This is a genomic window from Wolbachia endosymbiont (group A) of Philonthus cognatus, from assembly GCF_947251755.1.
In the GTDB taxonomy this organism is placed as follows: Bacteria; Pseudomonadota; Alphaproteobacteria; order Rickettsiales; family Anaplasmataceae; genus Wolbachia; species Wolbachia pipientis.
In genome coordinates this window covers 1,192,319-1,208,623 of sequence record NZ_OX366388.1, presented here as the reverse complement: position 1 = coordinate 1,208,623, position 16,305 = coordinate 1,192,319, and the positions used below count along the sequence as shown (strand labels likewise).

Annotated in this window: 5 protein-coding genes and 1 pseudogene; 2 read left to right on the top strand and 4 right to left on the bottom strand. The window is 34.0% G+C overall.

Features of this window, described 5'->3' with window-relative positions; translation table 11 throughout:
- Window positions 1–17: 17 nt before the first annotated feature.
- Window positions 18–11,045 (top strand): ankyrin repeat domain-containing protein, encoded by an 11,028-nt coding sequence (locus OPR21_RS05555; RefSeq protein WP_265029753.1) that lies wholly within the window; start codon window positions 18–20, stop codon window positions 11,043–11,045.
- Between the two features lie 220 nt (window positions 11,046–11,265).
- On the opposite strand, the pseudogene OPR21_RS05550 reads toward OPR21_RS05555, so the two are convergent.
- The 4 genes and pseudogenes from OPR21_RS05550 to OPR21_RS05535 form a co-directional block, all read right to left on the bottom strand.
- Window positions 11,266–11,622 (bottom strand): annotated as a pseudogene (locus tag OPR21_RS05550) (Rpn family recombination-promoting nuclease/putative transposase); the annotation flags it as partial.
- 95 nt (window positions 11,623–11,717) lie between these two features.
- Window positions 11,718–13,061 (bottom strand): reverse transcriptase domain-containing protein, encoded by a 1,344-nt coding sequence (locus tag OPR21_RS05545; protein ID WP_265030305.1) that lies wholly within the window; start codon window positions 13,059–13,061, stop codon window positions 11,718–11,720.
- Window positions 13,051–15,075, bottom strand: a complete 2,025-nt coding sequence (locus tag OPR21_RS05540) for a recombinase family protein (protein ID WP_265029627.1) — start codon at window positions 15,073–15,075, stop codon at window positions 13,051–13,053. Before OPR21_RS05540 ends, OPR21_RS05545 begins: the two co-directional genes overlap by 11 nt.
- The gene (locus OPR21_RS05535; RefSeq protein WP_265029628.1) at window positions 15,029–15,202 is read right to left on the bottom strand and encodes a hypothetical protein; all 174 of its coding nucleotides are present in this window, start codon (window positions 15,200–15,202) and stop codon (window positions 15,029–15,031) included. Before OPR21_RS05535 ends, OPR21_RS05540 begins: the two co-directional genes overlap by 47 nt.
- Before the next feature lie 180 nt (window positions 15,203–15,382).
- On the opposite strand from OPR21_RS05535, the gene wmk reads away from it, so the two are divergent.
- A complete protein-coding gene (gene wmk, locus OPR21_RS05530) occupies window positions 15,383–16,297 on the top strand; it encodes a WO male-killing family protein Wmk (RefSeq protein WP_265029629.1) in 915 nt (304 codons plus the stop codon).
- Window positions 16,298–16,305 lie beyond the last annotated feature (8 nt).

Here is a 16,305-nt window from a genome sequence, read left to right as displayed (position 1 = left end):
TATTATTGGGGGATTCTATGCTAAATCAAGAGAAACTACAAGATTTTGAATTAATAGAGTTATTAATTCGAGAAGCAGGTTCAAATGTAGGAGCTAATCCAAGTACTTCAACTCAACAGAAAAGTGATTTTGAATCTTTCAAAGCAAGGTTTCAGTCATATATCGACCAGATTCCATCGTATTTACATTCGGTAGGTAAAGAAGGTTTTTTCCCTAATTTCTTTTTAGGAAGTTTTTCTACTTTGATGGATACAGAAATTGCAAAAGAGTTAAATATCAAAAAAATTTATTTTAGCTTTGACACTTCAAAAACTTTGAAGGTAGCTATTATAAAAAAAGGTGACATTAAAAATCAGCAAAATGCGATTGATAAGGTAAGTCTTTTTGTAATTTCAGAGCCCGGTAGTAAAAGTAAGAAGTTTAGTTATGGTGAACTAGAAAAGATACTTGTTCAGTTAAATTTACCTGCACAGGCTCAATATGTGAGGGATGCTAAAGATAAACTTAAAGTTAAATTAGTAGAGATTACTAAAGGTACTGCTGATAAAAAAGGAATACTTGTTGAGGTAAAAGATAACAAATTGGACAACAATGCTTTTGCTGCACGTGAATTTAAGGAAATAAAAAAAGGATTATGGAGTAACCCAGAAAGTGATATAGCTAAGTTGACTAATCCTGACAAAGAAGAAGTTAAAAAACCTTTGAAGAAAATTCTTGAGAAAGTTAGTAAAATCCACTCTGAATATAGGGATTCACTTATCTATGGTAAAGAGGTACGTGAAGCAGCACATCATGGGTTTATAGCAGGCGCTCTTATGAATTTCCGCTATAGACATAATCTTAGAGTTTATCTGGAGCAGTTTGCAGGAAGAGGTTATGCTGATATTGTTTTAGTGCCTCGTGGTGAAAAACGAGTATTAGATGCCATTCCTATTATTATAGAACTGAAAGCTGCTACTAAAGAAGAGTTAAGAGAGTTAAAGAAAGGAGGTAAGATAAAAGAAAATAGTAAAACTGCGCCAACTGCTGCTTTAAAGCAAGCTGAGGATTACACGAAAGGTTTTCAACCGAATGTAATGAGAGTTTTAACTACTGCAAATGATATTTTATGTGTTGGTGTAAATCTTGATCATCCATCTCCTATTTCCAGTATTGAAGCCAAGCAACGTAATCAAGAAGTTACTCCTCTTTTTAATGATATACTAGAATCTATTGATAAACAAAATAATAATGAAATTACACAAGAACAGTTAAAAACACGAATTCAAGAGAATATAAAACGTATCTATCATACATTTCCTGGTACAGGAGAGAAGGGAGATAATCATTATTTCAGTAGGTTTTTATTAGGGCAATCGGTATTGTTAAATGAAGCTTTAGATATTAACTTTGAAAAATACATTTTTATTTACAATGAAAATATACTTACTGAAGCTCGTTCCGAAGGTAAAGGTAGAGGTATTCCTCAACGTACAGCAGCTAAAAAGGCCGATAAAAAATTAGCTGAATCAACTAAGCTTGATGAAAGTCATGCAGTTGTAACAATGGTATTTGTTCCAGAAAATGATAAAAAATTAGTTTATGTAATGAATATTGTTGAAGCAGATGGAAGAGCTGAAATATTACAAAAAGGAATTCCTCTTAATGAACTTGAGCAAGAAATAGGAAATAGAAAAATAGTTGAACTAAACCTCAGTTTCAACATTAAGGAAAAGTCAAATTTTGAAAAATATTTTAGTATAGAAGTCAGTGAACCTGTTTCCCTGGAACAGTATAGTGGTAAAAAAGATAATAAGTTTGAAGGTGATTTTAAGAATGTTCCTTATCCTGCTGAGTTAAAGGAAACATTTGATGCAGTACTAGAGTCTCAGCTTGCTTCTCCACAAGATCAATCTTCATCAATAGATAAGTATAAGGAATTATTTGGAAAAGTAGGTAAGGCAATGTTACCTTTTAAAGGTTTAATAGAAAAAGAAGCACATACCCAAGCTGTATTTCATGGGGCATTTAGCCACTATAGTGATATAAAGCTAGGAGAGTCACAAGAAAACAGAGCATTAGTATTAACTGAGTTTCAAACTGGAAGGGGAAAACGTATTGATATGGTCGTGCATGGTATTAAGTTTGCAGATCAAGCTAGCAGTGCTAAAGAATACGATCCAGTAGGGTTAGAGCTTAAAGGACCAAGGGAAGGTAAAACAACTGGTAAATTAGTAGAAGAGGCAAATGATCAGATAAATAAAGAATATGTAAAAGGTGTTACTTATAAAACACTTACAGATGGTGATAAAGTGGCTTGTATAGGTGTGGTTTTTGACAGAGGAGCAAGTAGTGCAGGCTCACTTATTCTAGCAAGCAAAGATGCGTTTACTCCTGTTAAAGTAGTTCATAGTTCTATCTTTAGTATTAGTCAGCATCAATGTTCTAAAGGAAGGAGAACACGTAGTATAGGAATACCTTGTATAGATTCATTCGATGAAGAAAAGATTACAAACGAAGAAAAGAGGAAACGTGTTAAAGAGTTATTTGGCATTGAATCTTATGACGAAAAAATTATAACCATAGATTCTCCTCAAGTGAGTATTGATAGTGGTAAAGTGAATGTAAAATTCAAAGACAATAACGGTAATGATAAAGAATTAATAATAGATAATGCTGCAAATATTAAGAGTATAGAAAATTATGTACTGGATAAGAAAAATCTTGAAATCAAGTTAAAAGTAAGCAGCGATAAAGAGTATGCTATAATAGAAGCAATTAAAGAGCAAGGTAGCGAATATTATTTAAGAATTGATGATTATAGAATAAAATTAGATAGTATATTTCAAGATGGAAAAGAAGTAATCTTTGATAAATTACATCAACTATCAAATGATAAGCAGTTATTAGAAAATAAAAAATATATTGAAGATATAGGTGATGTTCAAACTAATCAAGATTACAACAATATTGTAGAGGAAATTAAACAGAGCTTATTAGCAAAAGGAGTTAGAGAAGATACTTTCGATAGGTTTAAAAGTCATTTTGATGATCTTGGTGAAAAAGTTTTTGCAGATTATATTAGTAATGTAGAAAGCAGCCTTAAAGAAAAAAGAATTGCATTTGATCATAATAAATTTGATTCAGCAAAAATAAAAGGAGTAAAAGGTGGAAAGTTTTTTTCCATGATGGCTATATATGACTTGCTTGATAGTATAGGTGATACAGCAACACTTGGACGGCATGATAATGATGCTTTAAAGCAAGTATTTGGTATCAATGGTATACTAGATGCTATGGATGATGTTAGGACGAGTGTAAGTATTTCTCCTAATAGTAAAGTAGGAAGATTGATTAACAAAATACCACAACCTATACGCCAAGCTTTTGTTAAGATTATCGATAATCCTGTAGTTCAAAGTATTACATTTGCGACTATCGCTTATCAATTTGGATATAGTGTAAATGAAATAGTTCAAGGTAATCATCATCCATTAAATTATTATTGGACAGCTAGTAGTGGTGTAAAATTAGCAAGCATGAGTATAAGGCCTATAAGTGCAGGAGTTAGTTTTACAGTAAAAAGTGTAAGTGCTATTACTAAGATTTTAAGAGGGTTATCTGCTGCAGGCAAAGTTTTAGGTAGGATGTCAGTATTTACTATGGTTCCTGATATTGTGTTTTCATTGCATCAATCCTTATACAGTAGAACAATGGAAGCGCAAGCAATAGCAGCACAAATTCCCATATCTAATATCGATCGTACTAAAATATTTTTTTCAAATTCCGAAAAAGCAATATACGAAGACTATATAAGGATAAAGGGTTATTTAAATACTGTGAAAAGCAATGCCATAAATTACCTTAATTCTGATCCTAATATAGCTGCAGTTGTGCAGTATGTTACTAGTATTGAAGAAAAATATAGTGAGATCATTAGAACCATTGAGAAAAAACATGTATGTGCTGGAAGTGGACTCGGTTGTTCAGATCAGTGGACATGTGAATTAGAAAAAAGATATGAGAGTATCTCTTTCAATAAGGTTAATACGACTTCTAATGTAAAAGATGATTTATCTTCATTAAATATATCTAGACCTCTCTACTTAGAATTTTATCAGCTGGATGACATAGGCGCTACAAGATTTAAGAGTACTAAAAAATATGAAGAGTTTCTTGCAAAACAAGAAAAGAAAAAAGTTTATTTGATTAGTAAAGAGGCAAAGTACCTTCCCCATATAACTCAAGACGAGTACAATAGCGGGCTAAGAGTCGTAATGGCCCCATCAGGACATTTAATACCACAACATCAATGTAGTGGCATAATTAATGAACAACGTATATTCCGGCCCTACGCTTTGGATAAGGTATATATGCCTTGCAATACTGGCAAAACCTATAGAAACTGTCAAGAGAGCTTTACTCTCTCAGGTGAACCTTTTATTTTTACTAGTCCAACAATAAAAGATCCTAGTAATACAAAAAAGCAAACCTTTCCTAAAGGATCAGTATTATACATTTCAGGACCGAAAACATTGACAGCAGCTGCAAATTATCCAGCAGTAATGCATATTCCAGAGGGTAGTAATATACGTTATATTGGCTCTAAAAACAATGAAACTATTTTTATTATTAATAATTCTATGTCTGGTACCCTCAAAGGTGGAGCAGGAAAAGAAAATACTCTAGTAATGAATGTTAAAGCTAATAATATCGCTGCAAATTTGCATAGTGGAACTATACGTTATGGTAATAGTAATAACATAAGATTGGTTAACACATATAACTATGTATCTAACTCTGACAACAAGCAAAATATTACTACTCACTGTGAAACGAGATTAATTAATGTAAAAAACGCGGAAGTTTGGCAAAATTCATCTAACTGCACAGATAAAGATTATGAAGTTAGAGTGGTCAACAAAGAAAATGTACATCACAGAGGATTGAAGCAAACAGTGTTTATTATTAATGAAAACAGTGATAGTGCTAGGATAGTAAGTGATTTAGGCAGTACAGGAAAAATAAAGGGGAATATTGACGTAATAAGTGTTCAAGTTGCTAATATCACACAGTGGGGAATAAGTGAAGATATAGAAAAGGTCGGCTATAGCTTAGATCTTTTAGCTAATGATACACAAAGTATTGTTTCAAGTACTAAAATCGATGATTTTAAAAATCTAATAATTCAAGTAAACTGTAGTGGAGTAACAGAATCTGTTGCAATACAAGACAAGTCTTTGTTTGATACGGCGGAGGATATTAGGTATCAAAAGTTGAAAAATTCAGGCAATGACATTAGTGGAGAAGTTATACAGGATAGTGAAAAGAAGTTAAAAGCATTTATACAAGCAAGTATTCTAGGTCAAGAATTGCCTAGCACTTACCAAGTTGCAAAAGATATTGCTAGTAAGAGTAATTTGGACATACCAATATCTCAAATAGAAGTCACCAAAAATCACATGGGAATACCTAGTGAAAAAGTGATAATTGCTGATATGTACTCAGGTCAGGTAGTTGTTGATTTTAGCTATAATAATTCTGATGTTACAAGTAGTTATCAGAAATATCATAATAATGGAGGAAGCCTTAATTATGATCGCTATATGGTAGCATGTAATCACTATCAAGATGTGACGGTAGAAGGAGAAAAAGGGCAACATCAGTATGTTATCAGACTACCAGATACATTAAATCACGAAATCTCGTTATTCCCCATAAGACTTAATTTAAAAATAAAAAGCAAAGCAGTGCCTTATCAGAACGTACCTTACAATATTATTGATTTTGCTGGATTGAATGTAACAGATATTGATAGTATAGGTATAGAAGAAGGTGAAAGGAGTTATATAAATGAATGTTATAACAAATCAATCTCTGACCTTACAGAGGACAGTTTAGAGATAAAAGATATTACAGTACTTGATAGCAAAGGTACTAAGTGGTCTTTGTCTATTGGTTTAGTTGATTACTTTAAAAGTCCAGAGCATCAGCAAATTGTATTACAAATGAACAATAAGCTTTATAAAATTGACAGTACAAATTTAAAGCTTGAGCATGTAGAGATGGATCCTAACTCTTTCAGATACTATCAGCCAGATGAACAAGGATTACAGATTTATCATAATCAACCTATTGACAAGAATGATGTTGGGTTGGTTGATTTTAGAGATAAGTCTATATTGGGTTTTGATATGGAGATTGTTGATGATAGTTTAGTGCTATCATATGGAAATAGTACCATTGCAAAAGTGGAGAATTGGAGTAATTATCAGCCTGCAAGAGAAATGATGTTCGCTTTTAATGATACAATGGTTTCTAATGCGGAATGCATATTCTCTGCTTGTAATTCAGAAGATATTATAGAGGACTTTAATAAGGAGAAAGTGACTTTATTAAAGGAGCAAATGTTTGATGCTATAGTGCGAGATAATATTAATGAAGCTAAAGATTTAATTAGAAAAATTGAAAGTATTAATATTGAAAGTAGGCATGAATTAACACCTTTGTACGTTGCTATTCAAGCAGGTAGGCTGGACATAGTAGAAATTCTTTTTGATAGGAAGCATTTTAGTGTTAAAGATAAAGACATCCATCCCCTGCACTGGGCCGCTCAGCAAGGCAATTTGAATATAGCTAAGTTTCTTGTGGATCAAGGTGCTGATATTGGAGCTAAAGATAATAATGGTAGAACTCCTCTGCGTGTAGCCGCTTATAGTGGTGACCTAGATATGGTCAAATTTTTTCTTGATAGGAACATGAATATTGAGGTTAAAAATAATGATCCATATAAGGTGATGGGAGTAGTTGAGGGCGTAAAGAACGAAATTATTAACCAAGCAGATACTGCACCTAATGTAAAAAGATGGGCAGAGTTTTTTGTAGAGAAGTTAAGATATTCAATAAAAAGTGTAGCAAAAGAGAAGCTAAAGGATGGCATGTTGCATAATAGGTATAGTTCAGTTAATGAACTTGCTAATGAAATTTATAAATCAGATGGAAAGCTGTTTGATGATATAATTAAAGAAGTTGTAGATGATGCATATGGAAGAGTAGATACGAAAAAAATATTAAGCTGTGTACATAATCATGGTGATATTGGTCAGTTGATTTCAGGTTACATAGCTGTATTTGATGCAATGCAAAAGAGTGGTGATCTAAATGATAATGCAATATTTAAGTTAGCTTCTTACATTAAAGAAGCAATGGAGATGAAGGATTATCCTAATGTTCCTTTAGAAAAAAGATCTAGCCTTGAAAAGCTAGAAAATAGATTACCAAAATCAGTAAGGAATGCAATATTTGCTTCAAAAGTATGTATTAAGAATGTTTATCAGGGTGAATATTTATATGCTGCTAACAAATGTTTCAATTATGATAATGACAGACGAATGGCATTTACTTGGACTCCAAAGAATGAAAAAAGTGATAAGTTTAGGTGGAAGATTAAACTTGATGGTGACAATTTTTATATAGTGAATGTTGCATTTAATGAAACCTTGTATGCTGCTAGTAACTATTTTAATTATGATAATGATAGACGAATGGTATTTACTTGGATTTCAGGAGGAAGAGTTGCACGAGATGTGTGGAAGCTTGGACCTGATGGTGATAACTGTTCTATAATGAATGTTAAGCTTAATGAATATTTATATGCTGCTAATTATGCTAAATATGACAATGATAGGCGTAGAGTATTTACTTGGATTCCAGGAGGTCAGGTTCCGCAAGGGATGTGGGTGATTGAAGATTGTGGGTCTAATGTAAGAAAAGTGAGAAATGCAGATGCTGGTTCTAGTTTAGATATAGTAAAGGTTTCAAGGCAAGCACAATTAGATCATGCATTGTTGAATGTAACAAAAGTTGGCAATATTAGTGAAGTAACAGGCCTTGTTAATCAAGGAGCTAATGTTAATACTGAAGACAGAGATGGTAATACCCCTGCACGCAATGCTGTATTAAAAGGTCACTTTGGTATATTTAAATACCTTGTTGAAAATGGTGTTAGTTTAGAGGGTAAAGATCATCGTTGTGGTCCCTCTATATGTGATGCTTCTTATAGTGGTAATTTGGATATACTAAAGTACCTTATTAGCAAATGTGTTGATATTAATGATACTGATAAAAATGGTTGGACACCGCTACATTTTGCTGCATGGAGAGGCTACTTAGAAGTTGCTAACTTTTTAATAGAAAAGGGTGCTGATATTAACGCTGAGAACATTTTTGGCAGGAAACCTATACATGTTGCTGCTGAAAATAATAATACAAACATTATAGAATTTTTTCTCAGCAAGGGAATGAGCATCGATGATTTTGATAGATATGGTCGAACACCACTATACTGTGCTTCTTGGAATGGTCACTTGGGTGTAGTAAAGTACCTTGTAGAAAAGGGAGCTGACGTTTATACTCAAGACAAAGGTGGTAAAACATTGCTGGATATTGCTACTGATCAAAAACACAATAATATTGTAGAGTATTTAAAACAAGTGCAATTAGATAAAGAATTATTGATTGCAGCACAATATGGAAATCTTAGCAAAGTTGAAGATCTTGTAAGTCAAGGAGCTAGCTTAAGTGCTAAGTATAGCGATGGCCGAACTCTTATGCATTGTGCTGCTTATGGGGGCGAGCTAAATGTAGTAAAATATCTTGTGGTAGGTGAAAAGAGTAGTTTAAAAATTAAAGATAATAGTGGTAGAATTCCCCTTCACTATGCTGCTTACAATGGTAAACTAGATATAGTAAAATATTTTATAGACGAAGAAAAAATTGATGTTAATATTAAAGATCATGGTGGCTGGGCGCCTCTATATTATGCTTCTTGTAGTGGTTATTCTAATGTAGTAAACTACCTTGATAAAATACATAATTTAGATTTGATAAGTAACTTACAAGAAAATTCTGCGTCTTTAGAAATCCCAAATAGTAATAACATTGAGGTTCAAGACAAACTTGGTAGAACGCCCTTACATCTTGCTGCCAAAGCAGGTGATCTGAGCAAAACAAACCTTCTTTGTGATTATGGTGCTAATATTGAAGCTCAAGACAATTTTGGTTGTACACCAATTTTTTTCGCTATTCGATCAGGAAAATTGAATGTAGTGAGTCTTGTTCTTTATTATGGTGCTAATATTAATGCTCAAGATATGTATGGTTCTACGCCTTTACACTATGCTGCTCAAGAAGGTAACTTAGGTATGATTCAGCTTCTTCTTAGTAGATGTGCTAGGATTGAGCTTCTAGATAGGAATGGTTGGACACCTATACTTTTTGCTGCTCGAGAAAGTAAATGGAATGCAGTAGAACTTCTCGTTAGTAAGGGTGCTAAATTTAATAATGAAATAACGTATCAGGGAACACCTTTACATTTTGCTGTTCGAGAGGGTAATTTGGATACGGTTAAATTTCTTATTGATAAAGGTGCTAATATTGAGTCTCAAGACGACTATAATAACAAACCTTTACATCTGGCTGTTAGGGTGAACAGATTGGATATAGTAAAATTTCTTCTTGATAAGCACGCTAACATTGAGGCTAAAGACATGGATGGTGATATACCTTTAGAATTGGCTATTCAAAGTGGTTACAAAGATATAGAGGAAGTTTTAAGGCAAGCACAATTAGATCTAGATAAAGAATTATTGAATGCTGCAAAAAGCGGAGACCTTGATAAAGTTAAAGAATGTATAAAACGGGGTGCTTATATTAATACTAAGAGTAGTAATGGAAGGACTTCTCTACACTGGGCTGCATTTGAAGGTTGCTTACCAGGAGTAGAGTATCTTATAAAGGAAGTTGCTGACATTAATGCTAAGGATAACACTAGTAGGACTCCTCTACACTATGCTGCTAGAAATGGTCATTTAGATGTAGTAAAATACTTTATAGAAGAAGGTGCTAACTTTGATGTTAAAGATAAAGATGATAAAACACCGTTGGATCTTGCCTCTTGGCAAAAACATAATGATGTTGTAAAATATTTAGAGGAAATCAAAGAAGAAAAAGACAAAACTGTTCAACGCAAACGCTGTCATCACCATGGAGATCATAGTCGTCATCATAATCACTTATCGCGTAAACCTCTTGCTATAGATTTAGGTGATCAACCTGAGATAGCAACAAGTAGTGGAGCAAGACCACCTTCATGGATAAATGATTTGTTTGGGTGGATAAAAGGTTCTGTAGGTGGTTTATTTTATTCTAGAGCTGCTTTATCTGAGGAAGCATCAAATACTGCAAGTTCAATACCACAAGTTGATGAGCAATTTGCCAAAGCTTCGGTAAGTAGTAGTAGTTCAACAAGTACCACACTACCATCTGATGGTACAGATAAAAAACAAGAAAATGGAGGTTTCTTTCGAGACAACATTGATTATGTAAATGCAAATATAAAACAAATGCGTGAAAGGCAAACACCTGTTAAATTTAAACCTAGTGGCGGAAATACAATACTAGAAATGGGAGATCACTATCTATCACAGGTTGATTTTAATGGTACAATAATGTTACTTGATTTATTAATTAGAAAAGTTACAGGTCAGAAGTATATTTCTACAGTAGATCAGTCTATATCCCCACTAGAAGCACAGGGCTATGCACTCAATATTACAAAGGGATTTGAAAGAGTAGTAGAACAAGCTGGATTAAAAAGTGATGTATCAATGCATCGATTAAATATTGATTATGTGAGAATGCAGGAAGAGATTGCTGAAAAAGTTATGAGTGGTAAATTTAATGAGATTTCAGGGATTTTAAATTCATATGTAGAGAAGGCGTGTCCTGGTAGAGAGGCGGGATGTCCTGGCAAGTTAAGTCCGAAGAAGTTTGACAAGTTTATGATTCAATTTAATAGCAGGCTAAATATTGTATTAAATCAATCAATAGAGCAGATATTACACAACAGAGATGGTAGATTAGAAGTTGATGATGCAAAAAAACAGCAGATGAGTTTAGAGCCTCAAAGTTATTTAAGTAATGCTTCAGTTCACAGCCATTCAAAAGTATCAACTTGTCTTTCTGAGATAGGAGTAACCAAGCTTAGAGGTAATCTCAATAGGTGAGTTATAATATAAGGGGTGGAGCTATAATATGCCAAGTAGTGGAAAATTTAAAGTGAGGGTGGCTTTGATATAGAAATTTGGGTAATGTTATGATAGTAATTTATATAATTCTATGTACAATCTTCATAGCTGTTTTAGACAGTTCACTAGATTCTTAATGAGGGGATATGTCTAACTTAGAGAAGGTTTTCATAAATGTTGAAGTGAATAAGTAGGGATATTATGTTTTTTCTTTGAGTTGTGAAATTTCAGAATGAGAGAGACCGGTAATTTCAGCGATAACATCAATAGATACACCGGCCTTGAGTGAGTTTTTGGCAACTTCAATTTTACCTTCAATTTTACCTTTTTCATGGCCGATTTGGATGCCTTCTTGTCTACCTTTTTGAGTGGCATCATCGAGTTTTTGTTCCAAGATAGCAGCTTCTTTCTGTAAATCCATTACTCTTTCTTCATAAGCTACAAGATCTTTCTCATTCCAATGAAATTTATCTAACTCGTCATACGCTAACTTTATTATCGGTGACTTTTCTGCTATTTTTCTTAAATCTTCATCCGTAGTTTCTTCTGCATATTGTTGTCTAAGTGAAGAAGGTCGCCCTTCCTCACTCGACTGCAAAACCGTACGTGAGACTTTGCGCCTCATACGGCTTCTCTCTAATTTGGTGCTTTTCATGCACACCTCCTGTGTAATTCATCGTGACAATGTCCATGTAACAAAGATAAGTTTGTGATCATATTGTTTCGTCTATTCCGGTCTTTGTGATGTATTTCTATTGTATCATCACTTTTAAACCATAGTCTACAATTATCGCATTTACTTTGTTGCAACCTCAATAATTTTATTACTCCTAGTGGCTTATCTGGTATTTTTCTCAGACGTTTACCCCAATATACCCAATCACCATCATATGGGGATCTGGTTTTTTGCACTTTGATATGTCGTTTAATAACATGATCGCTGTGTATAGTAAGACGTACCTTGTTACTTGTCATAAAGCGCCAGTTTTCGTTATTATACTTCTTAAAGTACTTTCTTTTTATCCAGCATCTCCCTTTGTTTGGGTGCCTAAAAACTGCCCACTTCCAGAGTTTTCTATGCATAATATTATCCAATGAGCTAAAGATTTTACATGAAACTACCGAGGAGTAATATTGACTCCATCCTCTGTTTATTGGATTGAGATCCTTTATCACCCGTTCTTGTGGTGCTCCACGCATTTCTCTGAGTTTATGTTTAATAGCTAGTGTATGCTGTTTTATAGAATTACGACTTGGTTTGATTAATAACTTGTAACCTTTCTTACTTTCTTTTATTGGATATTGTCTTATTGAAAATCCAAGAAAATCAAATCCTGGTTTTGTTTCGTCAATGGTTCTTAATGTATGAGAAACTCTTGTTTTAGAGGGCTTTAATTTTAGTCCAATGGTTTCTAACCATTCTTCAACTAAAATTTTTGCTTTAAGAATAATCTCTTCGTTTTCATGTATGATGACAAAATCATCACAGTAGAAAATTACACTAATAGACTTTTGCGCGTTTCTATGCGATATCCTACCATATTTTCTTTTCATGCATTGAAAGAGTTCGTTTGTTAATGCTTTTTTGACATGTTGCTCTAATCCGTGTAATGCAACACAAGCTAGCAACGGTGAGATCGTCCCTCCTTGAATTGTACCACGTTTTGTGGATTGAAGCTTTCCATCTTCCATAACACCAGCTCCTAACCATCCTTTTATGATTTTCTTTAATGTTGGTGTGGTATTGAGCTTTTCAAGCAATTTATTATGGTTAATATTGTCAAAGCATCCAGAAATATCAGCATCTAATACATATGCTGTTTTCTGTTTTAGCACATCAAATATGGCTTCAATTGCATCATGACATGATCTACCAGGTCTAAAACCATAAGTGTTTGGCTCAAGTTTTGCCTCCCATTCTGGTTCTAAAGCCATTTTTACAAGTGTTTGTTTTGCTCGACACGATATAGTGGGCACAATGACTTCATAATACACCTCCTTCAATTTGTTTTTGTGATTTTAATCTTGCAATTGCTATTTTAGAAGAGTTCTCAACACGCTTTTTTAACTCTAGTTCTTGTTCTGGACTGATAGATATCCAGAATTGTGGACCAATACGCCGTACATTAATAAACTTATGTTCAATCCAATAACGTACTACGTAATGACTAACATTGAATTTTTCTGCAACTTGCTTCACTGATAACTCTTCTTCAGATTTTTGATTACATAGTGCTGGAATCTTATGTTTAAATCGAATCCATTTTATACTTTTTACAGTAAATGGATTGCCTTTATTTGTTGTAAGTCCCTCTTGGTTTAATAGATTAATAATTTGCACATCAGTCATTGTTGTTGATAGCTGTCTTATCCGATTAACTATATCCTCTGAATGCCGCCATCTGTCATAAGGTTTCTTTGGTAATTGTACTTCTAAGTCCTCTGTAGCATTTGTTTGCCAACGTATATGTAGCACTGCTTTTTGTTCATTACGTAGTTTTTCAACAGTGATATCTTTGATTAGAAGTCGTAAAATACGCTTTCGATCTCTTGCACTCGTTGACTCTGCATTCCATAAGCGTGGTAAGTCTTGAGCTAGTGCCAACACTTGCTCTTTTTGTTGTTTTGTAGCTACAAGTACGTCCTTTTTCTTATATTCATCATATTGATTCTGTGCTTCTTCTAATGCTATTAGAGCTTCGTTCCAACGCCTCTCCAAAGTTGCAGCTACTAGGCGATTCGATGGATCTACTTCTTCATAACGTCTCTGTGCCAATTGTACTTCATAATCTGCTCTTTTTATTTGCATTTGCCATTGCTTGTCAAGCATGTTACCTCGTTGTTCCAGTTCTTCAAATGCTTTTACGGCAATCTCAATTTGCGCAGGTTCCATGACTTCTAATACTCTTTTTGCAATAGCTTTATCCAAAGGATTTCCATGAACAGAAAAACAGCTTTTACTATCTGCTCCCCACTTCTTTTTCCAATTACATTCATAGACAGTAAGAATACCATTTTTTCCTTTATACCTTATACTAAGGCGGCGGCCACAACAACCACAAATCAATAACCCCTGCAATAATCCCAATCCTTCTCGTACTGCTGTAGGTAGCATGTTCTCTTCTCTACTGGTTTGATTATTTGCTAAAATCTTTTTGTTTGCTATATATTCTTCCCATGTTATGTAACCTTCGTGATGGTCTTTTATCATTGTATGCCAGGCTTCCATTGGTAGGCGAACTACTGTTGTTTGGACCTGTCCAGTACTCGATAATTTTTTCTGATATCTATAACGGCCATAAACATAAACTCCAGCATAACAAGGGTTTTTTAATACTGCACATACTCTAGAATGTGTTAATGCTCCCCATATCAGCTTCCCTTTCCAAATACCACCATATGCTCGTTTTGGAAATTGTATTTTGTTTTGGCCAAAATGGTGAACCACTCCATAAGCACTGCCCTTTTCTCTAAATACCCTAAATAATAATTGAACTACACTCCTTACTTGCTCGTTATCGTCAAATCTAGTATTGCCTTCATCATCATAACAAAATCCTACTGGTAGAGGAAACCGAAGCTCTCCTTTCCTAGCCTTATTTATCTTACCTCCCAAAAGTCTAGCACGGATAAAGTGCAACTCTGCTTGTGACATCGTTCCTTTTAACCCTAGCAGCAATTGGTCGTTGAAATCATTAGGACTATAACAACCATCTTCATCGATAATTAGTGTATCGGTTAAAGCGCATAATTCCAGCAATCTGTGCCAATCGCTACAAGATCTAGATAATCGTGATGCTTCTAGTACAAATACTCCCCCTACTTTTCCCATTGACACATCTGCAACTAGCATTTTAAAGTCTTCTCTGTTATTAGCTTGGGTCCCCGACATTCCTAAATCACCGTCTAAAATTTTGATTGCTTCCTGTGACCACCCCAATTGTTGAGCTTTGTCTTGCAGTTTATATTGCCTCTCGGTACTCTCCTGATTTAATCTTACCTGTCCCATTGTCGATTGTCTCAGATAAACATAGGCTGGTTTTGATACATGATGATTCTGAATCTTGTGTGCTGTCATTACTGATATCCTCCGTTTTTATCGATTGTTGTTCTGCTATTAAATACTCGTACAACATAAAAGAGGTTAGCAATGATGAAGTATTGTCTTCATGGGTAAATAGGGTATGTGGAGGTAGTAAAGAAACCTTTCGGGAACTTTAATGCGTCTACAGGCAACTTTAAGGTTCCAGAGGTTTTTTTTACCATTATATCTGGAGCCTTAACAAAATTGAGCTATAGTAGAAAATATTATATGTATGGTTCTTTTCGTGGAAAGAAGTCTAGAGTATGAAGTAGGGCAAAAAGTAAAAAATTGGAGGTTAGAGCGAGGTTATACTCAGAAGGATTTAGCGGAGAAAGTTGGTGTAAAGCATTGGGTGATACTGCAATATGAGAAAGGGAACCGTAGAATTCCAATTGAAAGGCTGTATGCTATAGCTGAGGCACTATCAATCAGTATTACGGATCTTATTCCTGTATCAAAAAGCTGTCTTGAAGATGAGGGAGAAGAAATATTAAATTTAGTAAGAAAATATAAAACAATTAATGATCAGGAGTTACGTAGGGTGTTTTGTTTATTAACCAAATTTGTTCAAGTTAGTGAGAAAAGTAGTAGAAAATCGGAAAAAATAAAAATCGCAAAGGGTTTGGTTAAAGCAGGAATTTCTATTGATATTGTTTCACAAGCAATTGGCCTCTCTGCTGATGAATGTGTTGAAGAAAAAGTTGGTTCTATATACTGCCAAATAGGAAAAAAGATAAAAGAATGGAGACTAGTGCGGGAATATACTCAAAAGGATTTAGCAGAGAAAATGAGTACAACCCGTCACGAAATAAGCAACTATGAACAAGGAAGGACTGCTGTTCCACTTGATAAATTATATGAAATGGCAGAAGCATTATCGATTAATATTACGGATCTACTAATAGAGGAAGGGAGTAAAGTGAAAAATGAGCTACCTGATTTGATTAAAGAATACAAAGAAATTGAGAGCCAAGAACTACGTAATGCATTAAGAGAGTCTCTGTTTGAAGGTATAAGGATTTGTGAAGAAAAAGTGAGAAAAGCGGAAAGGATCAAAGTTGCAAAGGATCTAGTAAAGGGGGGAATTTCTATTGATATTATTTTGCAAGCAGTAGGTTTATCTATTGATATGGTTTTAGATGGATAGCTCGTGAA